This is a genomic window from Acidipila sp. EB88 (assembly GCF_003858395.1).
Classification (GTDB): Bacteria; Acidobacteriota; Terriglobia; order Terriglobales; family Acidobacteriaceae; genus EB88.
In genome coordinates, this window is the sequence record NZ_QWEV01000005.1 from 386578 (window position 1) to 404659 (window position 18082).

General features: G+C 65.7%; 11 protein-coding genes. 3 read left to right on the plus strand and 8 right to left on the minus strand.

The window, feature by feature from the left end; translation table 11 throughout:
- Positions 1-103 precede the first annotated feature (103 nt).
- The 3 genes from D1Y84_RS02515 to pgi all read right to left on the minus strand — a co-directional run bounded on the left by D1Y84_RS02515 (position 104) and on the right by pgi (position 4485).
- The gene (locus D1Y84_RS02515; protein ID WP_124847119.1) at positions 104-994 is read right to left on the minus strand and encodes a metallophosphoesterase; all 891 of its coding nucleotides are present in this window, start codon (positions 992-994) and stop codon (positions 104-106) included.
- A 166-nt stretch (positions 995-1160) separates the two neighbouring features.
- Positions 1161-2633, minus strand: coding sequence for a BON domain-containing protein (locus D1Y84_RS02520; RefSeq protein ID WP_124847120.1), 1473 nt, complete (start codon positions 2631-2633; stop codon positions 1161-1163).
- A gap of 217 nt (positions 2634-2850) precedes the next feature.
- Positions 2851-4485 carry a glucose-6-phosphate isomerase gene (pgi, locus tag D1Y84_RS02525; protein ID WP_124847121.1) on the minus strand — a complete coding sequence of 545 codons (1635 nt, stop codon included), beginning with the start codon at positions 4483-4485 and terminating at the stop codon, positions 2851-2853.
- A 636-nt stretch (positions 4486-5121) separates the two neighbouring features.
- Between pgi and D1Y84_RS02530 the strand changes: the two genes are divergently transcribed.
- From D1Y84_RS02530 to D1Y84_RS02540, 3 genes are all read left to right on the plus strand, one after another.
- Entirely contained in the window at positions 5122-5667 is a 546-nt protein-coding gene (locus D1Y84_RS02530) for a Crp/Fnr family transcriptional regulator (protein WP_233581015.1), read from the plus strand.
- A 334-nt stretch (positions 5668-6001) separates the two neighbouring features.
- Positions 6002-9073 (plus strand): ligand-binding sensor domain-containing diguanylate cyclase, encoded by a 3072-nt coding sequence (locus tag D1Y84_RS02535; protein WP_124847123.1) that lies wholly within the window; start codon positions 6002-6004, stop codon positions 9071-9073.
- Positions 9074-9363: 290 nt separating this feature from the next.
- Positions 9364-11139 (plus strand): M28 family peptidase, encoded by a 1776-nt coding sequence (locus D1Y84_RS02540; RefSeq protein WP_233581017.1) that lies wholly within the window; start codon positions 9364-9366, stop codon positions 11137-11139.
- Between the two features lie 94 nt (positions 11140-11233).
- Here the strand turns inward: D1Y84_RS02540 and D1Y84_RS02545 are convergent, their stop codons facing one another.
- The 5 genes from D1Y84_RS02545 to D1Y84_RS02565 form a co-directional block, all read right to left on the minus strand.
- The gene (locus tag D1Y84_RS02545; protein ID WP_124847125.1) at positions 11234-12505 is read right to left on the minus strand and encodes an Nramp family divalent metal transporter; all 1272 of its coding nucleotides are present in this window, start codon (positions 12503-12505) and stop codon (positions 11234-11236) included.
- Between the two features lie 236 nt (positions 12506-12741).
- Positions 12742-14025 carry a nucleotide disphospho-sugar-binding domain-containing protein gene (locus tag D1Y84_RS02550; protein ID WP_124847126.1) on the minus strand — a complete coding sequence of 428 codons (1284 nt, stop codon included), beginning with the start codon at positions 14023-14025 and terminating at the stop codon, positions 12742-12744.
- 117 nt (positions 14026-14142) lie between these two features.
- Positions 14143-15576 carry a phosphoglucomutase/phosphomannomutase family protein gene (locus D1Y84_RS02555; RefSeq protein ID WP_124847127.1) on the minus strand — a complete coding sequence of 478 codons (1434 nt, stop codon included), beginning with the start codon at positions 15574-15576 and terminating at the stop codon, positions 14143-14145.
- A 121-nt stretch (positions 15577-15697) separates the two neighbouring features.
- Complete coding sequence (locus tag D1Y84_RS02560; RefSeq protein WP_124847128.1) at positions 15698-16813, minus strand: mannose-1-phosphate guanylyltransferase; 1116 nt, start codon at positions 16811-16813, stop codon at positions 15698-15700.
- A gap of 166 nt (positions 16814-16979) precedes the next feature.
- A complete protein-coding gene (locus D1Y84_RS02565) occupies positions 16980-18077 on the minus strand; it encodes a type I phosphomannose isomerase catalytic subunit (RefSeq protein WP_124847129.1) in 1098 nt (365 codons plus the stop codon).
- Positions 18078-18082 lie beyond the last annotated feature (5 nt).

The following is an 18082-nucleotide window of genomic DNA, read 5'->3' on the forward strand; positions in this document are numbered from 1 at the left end:
GGGCTTGATCCTGGTGGTGCCTACGTTCCGGAAGCGGAATATGAGGCACCCGGTTCTCTGGCCGAGCCCAACGCATGCCGGGTGTCGGTGCGTGCTGCCTGCGTCAGGCCGGCTGCAGGGTAAGTTCCGTGATCTCCGAGGGGCAGCGGAAGCGGAAGGGCAGGCCCACGGCGCCGATGCCGCGGTTGACGTAAAGCTGCGTGCGTCCCATTTGGAAATGGCCTTCCACAAAGCGTTTGCCAAGCGGCGGCAGCAGCAGCGGGGGCAGGAACGGCAGGCGTACCTGGCCGCCGTGGGTATGGCCGGAGAGCATCAGGTCGACGGCGTTGTAGTGGGCCACGGCGGGCAGCACGTCGGGTTCGTGGGCCATCAGGATCACGGGCTCACGGTCCTTTTGCGCGTGGGTCGGCAGGGACTTGGGGATGTCGGACTCCCAGCTCAGCGCGTCCATGATGCCGGCGATCCAGAAGCGGCCGCCATCGCGCTCGAAAGGAAGGTTCTCGTTATGCAGGATGGGGATGCCGACGGACTTCATGGCATCGACCACCGCGGCTCCGTCGACCATCCAGTCGTGGTTGCCGAGCACGCCGTACCGGTGCGGGCACTCAATTCCGCCCAGGATCTCGGCCACCATCGGCGCGTAGGCCACGGCGCGGCTTTTTTCGATCGGCGCCATGGAAACGAAGTCGCCCGTCAGCAGGACGATGTCGGGCTTGAGGCGGTTGATCTCCGCGACGGCGCGCCGCACGAAGAATGGTTCGGTGTACTCCATGAAGTGGATGTCGGAGATCTGCGCGATACGGAGGCCGGCGAAGCACTCGGCCAGACCCTTGAGGCGGATGGTGCGGCGCTCAATGACCAGGTCGTGCCGCCCGATTTCGCCTGCGTACAGCGCCAGGCCCACGGCCGCGGCGCTGCCGAGCCCCAGAAAGGCGCGCCGGGTGAAGTAGGGGCTGCGGGCGGCTGGAACAGGACGGGTTGTCACCGGGGTCATACCCCCACTATAACGGCGGCTCGGGATGGCCCGACTGTTCTTTCGTACCCAGAGGGCGGGTTGCGCCTGCCGCGAGAGATGTTGGAGCAAGGCTGGGCAAAGCAAACAAAGCGGGGCCGGAGCAGTGTGCTCCGGCCCCGCGCTGACGGTAAGTACGTGCCCTGGGTTAGTAGGGGTAAGGGTAGGGACGTGCATACATGACCGGGTATGGTGCGACGTACACAGGCCGCTGGTGCAGTACGGGTGGCTGCGGCGCCGAGGCTGCGATCCGCTGCGCCTCGTTGTACGGAACGGGCTGCACGGTCAGCGGGGCGGCCAGGTTGAACTGCAGCAGCGCCTCGGGTGGCAGGTCGAGCCGCGGGCCGTGGGTTGCGCCCGAAAGCAGCGCTCCGCCAGTACCGCCGGCCAACGCGCCGATGCCTGCGCCGACTCCACCACCGGCGGCTGCGCCGATCAGTGCGCCTACAGCAGCGCCGCCCACGGTATTGGCCGCGGTGTAACCGGTCTTGCTGCGGCCCTGGTTCGACCAGATATCGGAGACGATCGGGTAGGTCGTCGGTCCGAGCTGGAGTGCAGTCAGCTTGAGGTCGAGCCGGGGCGCGCCGCCGAACGGGCCGGCGTTCTTGGACTCGATCACCTGGCCGGTCAGCACGGCGCCGCGCGGGACCGCCACTACGCCGTTCGCGTAGATATCGCTGGCCACCGTGGCCTGGAAGTACTCACCGCCCTTGAGTGCGGAGGTGGACAGGGGCTGGGTGGTGCGCACGCTCAACAGCGTGCCGGCGGGGATACCGACCGGGCCGCTGGCATTCTGCTGCTGCGGCGACACGCTGAAGGTTGCAGGCGCCGGCTGCGGCGGGTGGCTGTTGCCGCGCGGTCCGTAGCCACCGTTGTCACCGTAGGGGCCGTTCTGCGGATACTGGCCCTGGTCGGGATACTGTGCCTGTGCCTGATTTGGATACTGGCCTTGATTTGGATACTGGCCCTGGTTCGGATACTGCGACTGCGCCTGGTTTGGATACTGACCCTGGTTGGGGTATGGCTGTTGCGCGCCGGCCTGGCCCTGGTTGGGGTAGCCGTTCTGCGGAGCGCTGCCGTTGGGGTAGGGCGTGTACTGCTGGTCTGCCGCGGCCTGCTGGTCGGCAGGCGGCGCGGGCGGCATGCCGCTCTCCGCGGTGCCGGGCTCGGCGGGCGGGGCCGGGGGCATGCCGCCGGCGGTCTGGGGTGCCGCGGCTGACTGGCCGGGCTGCTCTGCCGGTGCGGACTGTGCTGCCTGTGCCGACGTATCGGGCTGGTTTGCTGGCACAGCCCCGCCGCCGCTCACATTGATGTTGTCCTGGATGGAGCGGACGCCGCTTACATTGGCCGCGGCCTGCTCGGCCTCGACGCGGGCATCTTCATTCGCTACCGTGCCAGACAGGGTCACCACGCCGCCCGAAACGGCAGCGGTGATGCCGAGACCCTTGAGCTTGGCATCCTGGTTGATCGCACTGGTGATGCTGCCCTGCAGCTGGCTGTCGCTGACGGCATATTGCGCATGGGCAAGCGGGGCTGCCAGCAGCGCCGCGCCGAGGATCGCCGGGGCCGCGGTGTGTGCAATGTGCTGACTTGCTTTGCGGAGAAGCCTTTCCGTTGTCATAGTGTCTGCCACTCCTGCTGAAATCGTTCGCCCGCCTCGCTGTTGCGGGTCTCGTACTTGATGAGACACGAGTTTCCGGAAGAAGTTGCACGCCGCGCGCACTGGAGCGGGGTACGGGCGGTGCGCACAGGAAAAGAAGGGCTTTCCCGCTACGGGAAAGCCCTTCAAGGTGAGACGCCATGCAGTGGCCGCCAGCCGCGCAGGCGGTTCGCAGCCTTTACTTCTTGCTGGCGCGCGCGATCAGAGCAGTGGTGGAGCTGTCGTGCTTGTTGTGCTGCGAACCATCGAGGTCCCCGATGATCTGCACGGCCAGCTTCTTGCCCAGCTCCACGCCCCACTGGTCGAACGAATCGATCTGCCAGATCACGCCCTGGGTGAAGACCATGTGCTCATACAGGGCGACCAGCTTGCCCAGTGCCTCGGGCGTGAGCTTGTCGACCAGGATGGTGTTGGTGGGGCGGTTGCCCTCGAACACGCGGTGCGCCACCAGCTCCGGCTTGGTGCCTTCAGCCTTGACCTCTTCGGCGGTCTTGCCGAAGGCCAGCGCCTCGGCCTGTGCGAACACATTGGCCATCAGGTAGGTGTGGTGGTTGCCGAGCGGATTGAGCGTCTCCACAAACCCGATCAGGTCAGCCGGGATCAGCTTGGTGCCCTGGTGGATGAGCTGGTAGAAGGAGTGCTGGCCATTGGTGCCGGGCTCGCCCCAGAAGATCTGGCCGGTCTGGTAGCCGACCTCGGCGCCGTCGAGCGTGACGTGCTTGCCGTTGGACTCCATGGTGAGCTGCTGCAGGTACGCCGGGAAGCGCTTGAGGTACTGGTCGTAAGGCAGCACAGCAACGGTCTGCGCGCCGAAGAAGTTGTTGTACCAGACGCCCAGCAGGCCCATGATGACCGGCAGGTTCTGCTGGAGCGGCGCGGTGCGGAAGTGCTGGTCCATGGAGTGGAAGCCGGCCAGCAGCTTGCGGAAGTTCTCGGGGCCGACCGCGAGCATGGTGGAGAGCCCGATGGCGGAGTCCATGGAGTAGCGGCCGCCGACCCAGTCCCAGAAACCGAACATGTTGGCCGTGTCGATGCCGAACTTGGACACCTCACCGGCATTGGTGGACACCGCCACGAAGTGCTTGGCGACGGCTTTGTCGTCACCAAGCTGCTTCAGCGCCCACTCGCGCGCGGTGTGCGCGTTGGTCATGGTCTCGAGCGTGGTGAAGGTCTTGGACGAGATGATGAACAGCGTTTCATCGGCCTGGAGATCTTCCGTGGCCTCGGCGAAGTCGGTGCCGTCGATGTTGGAGACGAAGCGGAAATGCAGGTCGCGCTGCGAGTAGTGCTTGAGCGCCTCGTAGGCCATCACGGGGCCAAGGTCGGAGCCGCCGATACCGATGTTGACCACGGTCTTGATGCGCTTGCCGGTGTGCCCCTTCCACGCGCCCGAACGGACCCGGTCAGAGAACTCGGACATGTGGTCGAGCACTTCGTGGACTTCCGGGACTACATCCTTGCCGTCGACCTGGATCACTTCGCCCTTGGGCGCGCGCAGGGCGACGTGCAGCACGGCACGGCCCTCGGTTGTGTTGATCTTTTCGCCCGAGAACATGGCTTCGCGATGCTCGGCCAGTCCGCTCTGCTCGGCCAGCTCGAAGAGCAGCTTCAGGGTTTCGTCGGTGATGCGGTGCTTGGAGTAGTCGAGATAAATGTCTTCAAACGAGGCGGTGAGCCGGGTGCCGCGCTCGGGATCCTGCTTGAAGATCTCGCGCAGGTGCTGGGGTGCGATCGCTTCGTAGTGGGCCTGGAGGGCTTTCCAGGCAGGCAGCTGGGTCAAGGGAGTTTTTACCGCGGTGGCAACAGTGCTCATATCGGTTTTCGCCTTTCGAGGCGGCCTTGGGGCGCGCCGGTCGTCGGCTCCATTTTACCCGGGCAGGCACGGCAGGCCCGATGCATAGCGTGTGAACAATGGCGACCCCGGCAGCTACAAGGTGCCCGGAAGCGAAGCGACGCAGAGCGAAGCCTCCTTGCATGCGACGGTGCCAGATCTACGGATGAGCCGACGTGTGGCGCGGGCACAGTGGGCTGTGCCCTTACCCTTGCCGGCGCCGGCACGATGCTCGAAAAAACCTCGTTCGATCTGAAACTTTTTTGCCACTTTCGTTCGATGTCATGGCGAACGGCCATTGCACCCACCGCTATAGTCCACACCATCCACGTACATAGGTGGAGAGTTCCTGACTGTAATTGACTGCAGCTATATGCCGCAGTCCTGCGCACGGAATAGAAGGGAACTGCTGTGACAAGCCCCAACACAAACCTGCTCCTCGAAGTGTTATCACCCGAGGCCAGGCAAAGCTTGCTGGTGAAGTGCAGCCCCGTTGGACTCCCACAAAAAACACGTCTCTCCCAGGCGCAACGAACACCTGCTTACGCGTACCTGATCACTTCGGGTCTTGCGTCCACCGTGGCGATTACCGAGGAAGGCAAAGGAAGCGAAGTAGGCATGACCGGCTGTGAAGGCGTGGTGGGCGCGATCCATCTGCTGGGTCCGAACCTGGCCCCCACAGAGTGCTTTATGCAGATCGCGGGAACGGCGCTGCGTATCCCGTTAACTGACCTGCAGGCGTGCTTTGATCGATCGCCGGAGATCCGGGCGCGCCTGCTCGAAAATGTGCAGGAACAGACCATGACGCAAAGCCAGATTGCGGCCTGCCACCGTTTGCACGATGCGGAGGCGCGCCTGTCGCGCTGGCTGCTGATGGCGCAGGATCGCGTGGGTGGCGACACGCTGGAGCTGACGCAGGAGGTCCTGGCGCAGATGCTCGGCACGGGCCGTCCCACGGTGACCCTGATCGCCGGATCGCTGCAGCGGGCCGGGCTGATCGAGGCGCGTCGGGGTCGGGTCACGGTGCTGAACCGGGCCGCACTGGAGCGGGCAAGCTGCGAGTGCTACCGGGTCGTGCACAAGCTTGTCGCCGGGCTGTACAAGCCGGCGTACATGGCGCGCATGCTGCATAGATTGAGCCAGCAGCCGGCAAGCCAGACGTAGCCGGCGCTGCCGGGGGCCTGGAGCCGCGGGCGGCCCAGCCGCACTTACGACTCCATGCCCTCCGGCTAACCTGGCCGAGATAGATCGAGTTAGTAGCATCTGCCTACCTGGATACGGCCCTTTGCAGGGGCGCCGGGGAGGCTGCGCTCCCACTCGCCTCGGTTCGGAACGCGCATGCGCCCGTCGCCGGCTGCTGCGGGCGAAACTTTGGTGACGCCCAAGTGTCGCCGTCCGCCGTGCCCGCTATGGACCCTGAGCCGCCCCTGAAGGTAATACCTCAAGTGGAGAGTGACGTTCCGAGGGGGAACGGGTGGCTTTGCGCTGCGGCAGGTGGATGGTGCGACGCGGGCTCCGGCACTGGCTGAGCGGCTGCCTCCTGGTCTTGCTGCTCGCCGGCAGTGCGTGCGCGCACGCGCAGCATTTTTCCACCACCAGCTATGGCGCGTCGGACGGCCTGAGCAACCTCACGGTGGACGACTTTCTGGACGACCGGTCCGGGCTGGTCTGGGTGGGCACGCAGAACGGCGTCTTCACCGCGAACGCGCAGCATTTCGACAGGTCCCCGGCATTTGCGCAGGCGGGCATGAAGTTTGTGCGGCTGCTTCGACAGGACACTGCCGGGCGTATCTGGGCGATGGACAGCCGGCAGCTCGCATATCTGGATCACCCGGAGGCGCCGGGCGGCGGCGCGGCGCACGTGATCCCCGGGCTGGACCTGCACCTGGTCACCATGGAGGGCATCGACCTGCGGTTTGTGCGCGGGGAGCCGGATACCGCGTACCTGCTGCGCGAGGGCACGCTGCTGCGGCTGCACAGCGACGACCAGGGGGCACGCTGGCAGATCGCCCCGGCCTTTGCGCCGGCGATGATCCGGCAGCATCCCGAACTTGGCACACTCACCAGCGTGTTCCCTGCCGTGGACGACGCGCTGTGGGCAGGCTGCGGACAGTCACTCTGCCGTGTCGATCTGGCAGCGCTTGCCCATGTTGAAGCGGCTGGCCGCACGGGAGCGGCCGGGGGCGACGCGGTTCGCGTGTATGGGCCGCAGCAGGGTGTACCGCACGAGGCCTGGCTGCGGCTGCTGGTTGGCCGCAGCGGGACGCTATGGGCGCGCGGGCAACGCACTGTGATCTCCCTCGACAAGGGGGCGGCGCACTTCCGAAGCATGGATACCTTGCCCTCTTCGCTGTTTCTGTATGCAATGGGCGCCGTGATGGCGGAGGATCCGCAAGGCCGCATCCTGCTCAACCTGAACCAGGGCGTGGCGCGCAGCGAGGCGAACCACTGGCACCTGTTTGCCGAGAAGAATGGCTTGCCGGACGGCGCGGTCAACGCCCTGATGTTCGACCGCACGGGCCAGCTCTGGCTTGCGCCTGCGGGCCACGGCATCACCATCTGGCCGGGCTACGGGCAGTGGGAAGGCTGGACGCGCGAGGAGGGCCTGGGCAGCTCGGTGGTGTGGGCCTCGCCGCGCGACGCCACGGGCAAGGTATGGGTGATTACCCAGGCGGGGCTGGATCGGCTGGACCCGGCGACCAGCAAGATCGTGCCGCGCGCAAACGGGCTGCAACGGCTCACGACCGGCATCATGGACACCGCGGACCATCTCTGGCTGGGCGACGGCCAGGGCAACGTGCTGGAGCTGGATCCCCTGACCGGGCACACCCACGTGGCGGCCGCGGGCCTGGGCCGCATCTTCACCCTGCTGCGTGACCGGCAGGACCGCATCTGGATCGCCGCGGAGAGCGGGGTGAGCTTCCTGTCCGCGGGCGACCGTTTGCTGCACCGGGTGGGGCCGGAGCAGATACCAGCGGGTTACGCGTGGTCGATGACACAGGGGCAGGACGGCACGATCTGGGTGGCCAATGCGCACGGCCTGTACCGCCTCAGGGGCGAACAATGGAGCCACATCGAACTGCCGTTTGCGGGGGGAAGCGCGTACGACTTTATGCTCGCCGCTGCAGCCGACGGCACGCTGTGGGTGCAGGGCAAGCTGCCCTACCCGGTGCTGCATCTGGCGGTACAGGGCAACAAGGCGTCCATCCTTGAAAGCATCGGGACCTCGATCATCCCTTCGGACAGCATCACCTTTCTCGAGACAGACCGGCGCGGCTGGATCTGGGTGGGCAGCGATGCCGGCGTTTCCGTGTTCAATGGGCAGCGCTGGGTGCATTGCACCGCCGACGATGGCCTGCTGTGGGACGACACCGACGATCGCGCGTTTCTGGCGGATCCGGATGGCTCGGTGTGGATCGGCACCAGCGCCGGGCTCTCGCACCTGCTGCACCCGAAGCGCCTGTTCTCCACGGGTGCGCCGGACCTGCAACTCGACGGGGCGGAGTTGAGCGCTCAGCGCAACGGCAATGCCCCGATCACGCAGGTGGACGGAGGATCGTTTGACCTGCGCAAACCCACGTTGAACGTGTACCTGCGCAGCACCAGTTACAGTCGTGGTTCGGCGCTGGTCTACAAGTACCGCATGGACGGGCAGGAAAACACCTGGCAGGAGAGCCGCACGCCCTTGCTGCGCTTCCCTTCCCTGCCCGCCGGCACTTACCGCTTGACGATGCTGGCGTACGACGAGCGACTGCACCTGTCGTCGGCGCCATTGTCGCTTGGCTTTGAAGTATTGCCACCGTGGTGGCTGCGCACCTGGGCGTGGCTGCTGTGGGGCACCCTGGCGGCATTGCTGTTGTGGTTGCTGTGGCGGGCCAGCGTGCGGCTGCTGGTGGTGCGACAGCATGATCTGGAAGTACAGGTGGCGCAGCGTACGGCGGAGCTGGAGTTGGAGAAAACGGAGCTGCTGAATACGCGCAGTGCCCTGATCGAGATGACCCGCAAGGACGGGCTGACCGGTCTGCTGAACCGCGCGGCCATCTTTGAGCGGATGCGCACGCAGTGCGAGCTGGCCTGCAAGACCGGGACGCCGATGGCCTTTGCGATGGCGGACCTTGACTCGTTCAAAAGGATCAACGATGCGCATGGCCATGTGGTTGGAGACACGGTGCTGCGGGAGTGTGCGGCACGCATCGCGCGCGCGGTGCGCACCGGCGACTCGGTGGGGCGGTACGGCGGCGAGGAGTTGTTGATCCTTATGCCCGGCCTGCACCCTGATGCAGCGGAAGCACGCATGGAAGCGCTGCGGCTGGCGGTCGCCGGCGAGCCCGTGATGCATGACGACCTGGGGATCCCGGTGACGGCGAGCTTTGGCGTGGCGTGGCTGGGCGTTGACTTCTGCACGGTGGAGTCGCTGGTGAGCCTGGCAGACAGCGCGCTGTACCTGGCGAAGCAGCGCGGCCGCAACCGGGTGGAGTTTGTGCGGCAGCACAACTCTGCGTGGAAGCCTCAGCAGGAAGCTTTGCCGCCTGTGAAGATCGGGGCAGACAAGGCGCGGGTTTCGTCTTAGCAGATGGCATCGCAGAAAAGTGAACGGACCAGTGCCCGCGACGACCTGGCAAGCCGTCGCAACATACGGACGGACCACCGACCAGCTTCTGGAGCAACGAACTTGGCAGGGTCCGATGTGCGCGCGGCGCACGGCGTCGCGGCCCGCGCGCTGGTGCCGGTTTGGGGAGCAGTGTGGATGCGCGGACGGGAGCAGGCTCCGTCAGGCGGGCGCACACTGCTTGCCTGGACGCGGCGCGTCTCTGGTACAAAGCAGGGAGACACCACTCCCGAGCGCACAAGGATGCAACCATGCCCAGCCGCAACCTGCTGTTTCCTCCTGGTACGAACCATCGGGTACGACGAGGCCTCGCAGCGATGGCCGCAGGACTCCTGCTGGCGAGCGGTGCCCTGCCCGCACCTGCACAGACCGGGGTGCCGGCGCGCGAGCTCGCCGGCTTTCGCAACCTTCAGCAGGATGCGCTGCGCACGGATCTCACCTTCATCAGCTCCGACGCGATGGCCGGACGCCTGAGCCTGCAGCCGGGCGACGACGCGGCCATCGCCTGGATCGCGGACGCGTTCCGAAAGGCCGGCCTCGAGCCCGCGGCCCGCGACGCGGGTGGCAGGCCGAGCTTTCTGCAACCGGTGCCGTTAGTCGAGTACCGGCCGGATCGGGCTGCTTCCACAATCACGCTCACGCGTGGTGGCCGATCCACCGTGTGGCACGCGCCCGAGGCATTCGGCGCGTACAAGCATGCGGTGGATCTTGCGGCGCCGGTGGTGTTCGCAGGCTACGGCATCACCGCGCCCGAGCTCGGCTACGACGACTACGCCTCGCTCGATGTACGCGGCAAGATCGTGCTGCTCTTCGACCATGAACCGCAGGAAGACGATCCGCACTCCGTCTTCAACGGCACCGGCAACACGCGCTACGCCACGGCGAGGGTGAAAGTTTTGAACGCGCAGCAGCATGGCGCGGTGGCAGTGGTGATCGTGGCCGAGCCCAATCGCAAGCACCTCACCAACGCGGAGCGGGCGGCGCGGATCGGCTCGAGCGTGGTGCGCCCGGTGCCACTGCCCCTGCAGGCAATCGCCGACGACGAGGTACACATCCCCGCGGCGCTGGTGCTGGATGCTGTAGCGGCGGAGCTGTTCGCGACCTCGGGCACCACGCCGGGCGCGACGCAAACAGCGATCGACAGTGCGCTCAAACCACAGTCGCGCGCGCTGCCCGACACGGTGCTGACGCTGCACCTGCGCAATACCTCGGAACGCGAAGGCACCACCAGCAACGTGGCCGCTCTGCTGCCGGGCAGCGACCCGAAGCTGGCGCCGGAGACGATCCTGATCACCGCGCACCATGACCACGACGGTGCAGCCCCGTGTGCTGACCCGGCGCATCCGCCGGTGAGCACGCCGCCGGACCCGCACCCCTGCCCGCAGATCTGGCATGGTGCGGATGACAACGGCTCGGGCACGGTGGGCGTGGTGGCGCTGGCGCGTGCGTTTGCGGCAAACCCCGCGCGCTCGAAGCGGTCGATCCTGTTCGTGGTGTTTGCGAGCGAAGAGCGCGGGCTGCTGGGCGCGTACTGGATGGCGGCGCACCCTTTGCGGCCGCTGGCCACAACCCGCGCGCAGATCAACTTCGACATGATCGGCCGCGATGAAGCGGCCAGCCCGCAGACCGACGGGCTGATCGAGATCCCGAAGGACACGACCAACCGGCTGAACCTGATCGGCGCGCTATACTCGCCGGATTATGACCGCACGGTACGGGAAGCAAACAAGCCGATCGGCCTCGCGCTCGATGATCGCTTCGATCACGAGTCAGCGCTGAACGTGTTTTTTCGCTCCGACCAGTTCCCGTTCGTGCTGCACAACATCCCGGCGTTCTGGTGGTTCACGGGCTTCCACCCGGACTACCACCACACCACCGACACGGTCGACAAGATCGACTTCGTGAAGATGCAGAAGATCCTGCAGCTTGCGTACCTTACGGGCTGGCAGTTTGCGACGGAGCCGCAGACGCCCCGGTTTGTGGCCAACCCCTCCGGGCAGAAACCCCGGGAGCAGCCCGGGCAGTAAATGAACGATGCGCGGGAACATGGCGTCTTCTGCGTGGTGCGCCTGTTCCCTGCTGCAGCAGATGGCTTGTGCGCCGACGCGCTTCAGCAACAGCCTAGTGGTACAGGTAGCTGCCGACCAGGCAGACGGACGCGGCAAAGATCAGCGCCGTGGTGATCCACCCGAGGACGTTGATGGCTCTGCCGTTGACGCGGTCGCCCATGATGGAGCGACGGTTACACATGAGCATGATCAGCAGCATCAGCGGAGGGGTGGAGAAGCCCTGCACGATGCCGGCCACGACCAGCGCCCGCATGGGGTTAATGCCGAGGAAGTTGAGCCCCATGGCCAGCAGGGTGAACAACGTGATCGCCCCGTAAAAAAGCCTTGCTTCGCGTGGCCGATAACTCAGGCCGTTGCGGCAGCCGGTGCTCTGGCACAGGTCGTATGCAGCACCCGTGGTCATGACCGGGATGGCAAGAAAGCCGACGCCGATGATGCCGAGCGAGAAGAGCAGCCCGGCGAAGTTGCCCGCGAGCGGGCGCAGCGACTGCGCGGCATCGGCAGCCGAGTGGATGGTATGGTGCCCGGCGACGAATAGCGTCGCCGCCGTGGCGAGGATGATGAAGAACATCACCACGTTCGAGAACAGCATGCCAAACGCCACGTCCCAGAAGCTGGTGCGGAGCTCGGCGTCGGTGGTGCCGCGCCGCTGCTCCAGGCGAACCTGGCCTGCCGCGATCTTTTCTTCCACCTCTTCATTGGACTGCCAGGTGTAGAGGTACGCCGAAAGCGACGTGCCGATGATCGCCACCAGGATACTGAGGAAGTCGCGGTTGAAATGGAGGGTCGGTACCAGCGTGCCATGCACCACCGCGGCAAGCTTGGGGTGCGCCAGGAATGCCGAGAAGACGTACGCGAGCAGCGACATGGCGAGCACGCGCAGCACATTGCGGATCACCGCGTAGGAGCCCCAGATCTGCAGCACCAGCGCCACCGTGGTGATGCCGATCAGCAACAACGGCTGTGGCACATGGACCAGGATGGCGAGTGCCGCGGCCATGCCGCCGATGTCGGCGCCCGCCTCAATGATGTTGCCGACCAGGACGCCCGCAAGCACTGTGTACAGCAGGGAGCGCGGAGCATGGCGGCGCAGCACAGAGAACAGCCCTTCGCCGGTGACCTGCCCGAGCTTGGCCGACAGGTACACCACCGCAATCATCATGGGCAGGGTGACAGGCGCGGTCCAGAGAATGCCATAGCCGAACTGCGCGCCGGCCTGCGCATAGGTGCCGATGGCGGAACAGTCGTCGTCAGCGGCGCCCGTGATCAGACCAAGTCCAAGGGAGCGCAGGACTGTATGTCGATGGGCAGGTCGATTCGCCATGAGCGCGGTTTCTCTTCCTGAAAGCAAATGCGCCGGGACGATGCGCGCGTTTGGCAATGGGATGGGAGCTTGCGCGAGGCAGTTGGTCGGGCGCGCGACACAGGGCAGAATCACTGCCGCTGCGGTAGCCAGCACGAGCAGGTGCGCGCTGGCACAAAAGGCGTGGCAGTCCGCTCGAGGCGCTTTGCTCGTCTCGAGCGATCCGCTGTTCCGATGGTCGGCTGACTTCGTGCGCTCTACGCCGGCGTAGAGCGCGCCGCGACTTCGGCCAGTGTCGCTTCCACAATGCGCACGGCGTGGTCAACCGGGTGAAGAGCCTTGAGCTGCTGCGCAGCGTTGTCCGCTGCCTCGCGGTAGGCAGGGTCGGTCCAGACTTTACTGATTGCCGTGCCCAGAGATTCGGCATTGACCTCGGCCAACGGCAGCACCACGCCCGCGCCGAGATACGCAACGCGCATCGCCACGCCTGGCTGCTCGCTCGCGATCGGCATGGCCACCATGGGCACGCCGTGCACAAGGCAGTCGAGCGCGGTGTTGAGGCCCGCGTGGGTGATGCAGAGGCTCGCGCGCGCGAGCAACCGGGATTGCGGCGCGAACGGCACCAGCAGGATATTTTCAGCGACCTCGCCAAAGAGCTCAGGCGCGAGCGCGTCCTTGCCCAGGGCGATCACGGTCTGCGCAGGCAGCGGGGCGCAGGCCTCGATGATAGCGCGGAATACGGACTCGAGCCGGTTCTGCAGCGTGCCGAGTGAGGCGTAGATCAAGGGACGCCCGTCGAGCTTCTCCCATGGGAACGGGATTTCGCGGGCTGGCATGTCGTCCTGCAGGGGTCCGACAAAGTGCAGTGTTGCCGGCTGGCTGGCGCGGGGAAACTCGAAGAAGGCAGGCTGCTGCGAGATCTGCGCACGCGTGGAGAAGGAGTCGTTGAGGAAGTTGCTGCAGGGCGGCAGCGACCACTTCTCACGCTGCGCGTTGACCAGCGCCAGCAGCGGATCAAACGCCTTGAGCGTGCCTGCCCAGCCCTGCGCGTTGCGCGCCACGGCGGCGTCGGCTGGGTCGTAGGGCCAGGGCAGCGTCGGCGGCGGTACGGAGTGGTCGCTGTTGACGATCAACGCGTTGGCGATCGAGACGAACGGGATGCCGAGGTGATCCGCTACCGTGGACGCGCCGGGGAACAACTGGTCGATGATGAGCAGGTCGGGGCGGTTCGCGGCCAGCAGCGCCGGCAGGTACTGGAACGAGACGCGGGTGAGCAGCGACATGCGCTCGATGAAGTAGGCGAACGAAGCAGCGCCGGTCAGCTCGCCGATTTTGCGGGTGGTCTCGCGCAGCGTGCCGGGTGGATACTCCTGCTCGGCAAACGGCACAAAGCCGAGGCCGGCAGACTCGATTGCCGCGCCGACATCGGGCACGTTGAAGAACACGACCTCATGGCCTCTCTGCGCCAGTCCACGGGCGAGCGCGATCGAAGGGTTGAGGTGGCCGGTTGCGTAGAGGACCAGAAATCCGATGCGTGCCACGCGGATACTCCTGCGGGAAAGTGCATCCAGAGTAATGGCAGCGCCGCAAACAGGAAAGCGGTGCCGTGGAGGCACCGCTTGTCCTGCTGGGTTGTTGTTGGGCTGACCGGGTGAGTGTTAGTCCAGGCTGGTCAGGGCGAACTGCCGACCAGCTTCGAGCAGCTTCTCGACGGACTCCTTCGAGCACGACTCCGAGTAGATGCGCAGCAGCGGCTCGGTGCCCGAGGCGCGCAGCAGCAGCCAGCTCTCGGCGGCGTTGGGCTTCGACGCGGCTTCCGGGTTCTTGACGAAAAGCTTGATGCCGTCAAGCGTGGCGACGCGCTCCACCTCCATTCCCCCGATCTCTTTGATCCCCGCTTTGGCCTTGGCTATGGTCGCGTTCTTGAGGTCATCGTTGATGTGGAGATCGATGCGGCCGTACTGGTGCTCGCCGTACTGGTCCTGCAGTGCCTGCACGAGTTCGCCGAGCGTCTTCTTCTGCTCCGACATGACGGTGGCAAGCAGCAGCGCGTTGAGCAGGCCGTCGCGCTCCGGCAGGTGCCGCTGGATGCCGATGCCGCCGGACTCTTCGCCGCCGATCAGGATTTCTTTTTCGAGCATCAGGTCGACCACATACTTGAAGCCGATACCGTGCTCGTACAGGGGTCGGTTGTACCTGGCCGCGATGCGGTCAAGCATGCCGGTGGTGTTGAAGGCGCGCGTGATGCCGCCCGCCCAGTCCTTGGTAGTCAGCAGCCACTCGAGCAGGATCGCGAAGATCTTGTGCGGATCCACAAAGTTGCCGTGCTCGTCGATTGCGCCGATGCGGTCGGCATCGCCATCGGTCGCAAAGCCGGAGTCGCACTTGTGCTCGACCACCGCGGTGCCGAGCGCGCGGATGTGCGGCTCAATGGGCTCGGGGTTGATGCCCGGGAACAACGGGTTGTTTTCGCCGCGAATCTCAACGAAGTCCACGCCCAGCTTCGTAAAGATGCCAGCCAGCACGCCGCGGCCCGCGCCGTACATGCAGTCCACGCCGAACTTCAGTCCCGAGGTCTTGATGGCTTCGAGGTTGGCGAAGTCGCAGATCGCCTGGATGTAAGGCGTGTTGAAGTCGACATGCTCGATCTTTGCCGGGGTTGCCGCGCTGGCGATCGGCTTGCCCAGTTCTTTCTCGATCTCGGCAATGATGGCGGGGCGACCGGAGCCGCCGTAGTACGCCTTGTACTTCACGCCGTTCCACTGGAAGGGATTGTGCGAGGACGTGATCATGACGCCGCCCGCGTGCTTGCCGGCGCGTACGCCGAACGACAGCGCGGGGGTGGGGGTGATGTTGTCGGCGAGCGCGACAGGGATGCCAGCGTCGGCCAGTACCTCGGCGACCGCCTCGGCAAAAGCGCGCGAGCCAAAGCGCGAGTCGTAGCCGATGGCGGCGCCTTTTTGCTGCGCGCTCTCGAGCAGCAGGTAGTTGCCGATCGCGGCGGCGGCGATGCGCACATTTTCAAACGTGAAATCGGCAGCGATGATGCCGCGCCAGCCGTCGGTGCCAAACTTGATCTGTTCCGCGCCCATACGTCTCGTTCTCCAAAAAATTCGTAACTGCTTGTGTTCCTGATACAGGTGCAAAGGAGGGAGCCGCGGTGCGCCCTGCTTTGGAGCGCACTCCTGGCGACGGCTCCCGCGCACACTGTTGCTAGATCAACTCGGTTTTGCCCTTGGCCGCGAGTTCCTTGACGACCTTGCCCACGTCCTGCGAGTGGTGCCGCGTGGTGACCAGAATGGCGTCGTCTGTCTCGACGACGACGAGGTCATGCACGCCCACCAGCGCCACGAACTTCTTGGGGCTGTAGGCGTAGTTGCGGTGCGCGTCCACCGCGAGCAGCCCGGCGGTTTCGGACACGTTTTCATGGCCGTCCACGCCTTCACGCTGCTCCATCTGGTGCTCGTACAGAGCGGCCCACGAGCCGAGATCGTTCCAGCCGAAGTCGGCCTCGAGGCAGTACAGGTTGGACTGGTGCTCGCCCTTGGCGGAGCGCGGCTCCAGGATTGCGTAATCGACGCTGATGTTTTCGCACTTTGGATACAGCTCGGCGAAGACCTGCTCGAACTGCGGGGTGCCGTGCGCGGCGGCGATGGTCTCGAGCAGCGGCGCGGTTTCGGGCAGGTGCTCGCGCATGGCATTGGCCAGGGTGCGGGCGCTCCAGATAAAGATCCCGGAGTTCCAGTGATAGTTCCCCGCGGCGACGAACGCCTCGGCGCGCTCCTGGTTGGGCTTCTCGGTAAAGCGGCGCACGCGCGTTTCGCCCGAAGGCATCACCTCACCGGTCTCGATGTAGCCGTAGCCCGTCTCGGCGCGGGTCGGCCGGATGCCGAGCACCACCATGTTTTCACCGGAAGAAGCGAGCAGGATCGCACGGCGCAGCACCGCGGTAAACGCGGGCTCGTTGGCGATCACGTGGTCAGCGGGGAACATGCCGAGGATCGCGTCCGGGTTGTGCTTCTCGATCAAAAAGGCCGCAAGGCCGGCGGCCGGAGCGGTGTTGCGGGCCGTCGGCTCGCAGACCACCTGGGACTGCGGCACCATCTCGAGCTGCCCGCAGATCTCCCGGGACAGCAGGTCATTGGTGATGACCCACACGTCGTCGGCCGAGGAGAGCGCGGCGAGCCGGTCCACGGTGCGCTGGATCATGGTGCGCTCGCCGTCGAGCGCAAGCACCTGCTTGGCGCGGGCCTTGCGGCTGCGCGGCCAGAACCGGGTTCCACTGCCCCCCGCGAGGATGATCGGACGGAACTCCTGCTGTGCTGCCATGGGTCTGCTCTCCTGCTGTTCCACTGCTTTGCGCTGAACCGCCACTTGCCTTATCGGCAGCGCGGATGGTTTCCTGCGCCTGGTGCTGCGCTTTATTTCCTGCCCCGGCAAGCCATGCTCGGCCAGGGATTGAAGGAGGAAGCATGCTCGCCGTTGCAGCCAGCGGTCAAGCGACGATCTGCGCGCTCCGCTCCACGGAGCCGCCCTGCGGGAGAATGCGCATGACCTCGGCGTCGCCCCCAAGCTTCCAGGCAAGCGCATGCGCCGGGATCACGGCCAGTTCGCACCGGTTGAGCGTGAAGGGCTCGAAGCCTTCGCCCGTGACCTGCAGCGCGCCTTCCACCACAAACAGAAGCTGCGGGTCCTGCGTTGCAGCCACGGCGGCATAGAGAGCCTCGGTCTTGTGCGGCCAGCGTTCCACGCGGAAGTAGGTCTTATCGACCAGCACGCTTTCGCCCTGGGTGCCGGCTTCGGGTGCGATCTTGCCGGCGGCGGTTTCGACGCGCATGGCCTCGATCGAGGCTTCCACGTGCAGCTCCCGCGGGCGTCCGTAGTCGTAGAGCCGATAGGTGGTGTCGGACGTCTGCTGGGTTTCCAGGATCACCACCCCGGGCCAGATGGCATGCACGGTGCCGGCGTCCACGTACACCATGTCCCCTGCTTCAACCGGAACCCAGCCGAGCAGGTCTTCCAGCGACTTGTCTTCAATCGCGGAGCGCACGGCGTCGGGGGTCACGCCGGGCTTGAGCCCCAGGGCCACCTTGGCGCCGGGCTCGCTCTCGAGGATGTACCAGCACTCCGTCTTGCCGCGCGGCTCACCCTTCTGCTGCGCCAGCACGTCATCGGGATGCACCTGCACGCTGAGCTTTTCGCGGGGAAACAGCACCTTGATCAACAGCGGGTACTCGCCTTCGCTGGCAAACGCCGAGCCCAGGATCGCCTGGGCGTGCTGCTTGACCACGGCTGCGAACTTCTGGCCAGCCAGGTCCCCGCTGGCCACAATCGAGTCCGGCCCGGTGAGCCAGGCTTCGCCGATGGGCTCGCCGGGCGCGGCCTTTTTCTCAAACCAGGGGGCGAGATCCTCAAAACCCCAGACACGGGTGGAGTAGTAGGGTGCGAGTTTAAACGGGGCGAGCTGCTCCTGCTGATGACTGGGGTGAACCTGTTCCATGCACCCCAGTATGCCGTATTTTGCGGTGTGGCTGGCATCTATGTCGCGTGCGGTTGCTGCGTACAGGTAACTACCGGGGCGACGCAGTACCATGACGC

What these genes read in the sequence shown, in the direction of transcription:
- D1Y84_RS02520 (WP_124847120.1), bottom strand. Translation starts at nt 2,633, where the DNA reads ATGACAACGGAAAGGCTTCTCCGCAAAGCAAGTCAGCACATTGCACAC.
- D1Y84_RS02555 (WP_124847127.1), bottom strand. Translation starts at nt 15,576, where the DNA reads ATGGGCGCGGAACAGATCAAGTTTGGCACCGACGGCTGGCGCGGCATC.
- D1Y84_RS02515 (WP_124847119.1), bottom strand. Translation starts at nt 994, where the DNA reads ATGACCCCGGTGACAACCCGTCCTGTTCCAGCCGCCCGCAGCCCCTAC.
- D1Y84_RS02545 (WP_124847125.1), bottom strand. Translation starts at nt 12,505, where the DNA reads ATGGCGAATCGACCTGCCCATCGACATACAGTCCTGCGCTCCCTTGGA.
- D1Y84_RS02535 (WP_124847123.1), top strand. Translation starts at nt 6,002, where the DNA reads ATGGTGCGACGCGGGCTCCGGCACTGGCTGAGCGGCTGCCTCCTGGTC.
- D1Y84_RS02560 (WP_124847128.1), bottom strand. Translation starts at nt 16,813, where the DNA reads ATGGCAGCACAGCAGGAGTTCCGTCCGATCATCCTCGCGGGGGGCAGT.
- D1Y84_RS02540 (WP_233581017.1), top strand. Translation starts at nt 9,364, where the DNA reads ATGCCCAGCCGCAACCTGCTGTTTCCTCCTGGTACGAACCATCGGGTA.
- pgi (WP_124847121.1), bottom strand. Translation starts at nt 4,485, where the DNA reads ATGAGCACTGTTGCCACCGCGGTAAAAACTCCCTTGACCCAGCTGCCT.
- D1Y84_RS02530 (WP_233581015.1), top strand. Translation starts at nt 5,122, where the DNA reads ATGACCGGCTGTGAAGGCGTGGTGGGCGCGATCCATCTGCTGGGTCCG.
- D1Y84_RS02565 (WP_124847129.1), bottom strand. Translation starts at nt 18,077, where the DNA reads ATGGTACTGCGTCGCCCCGGTAGTTACCTGTACGCAGCAACCGCACGC.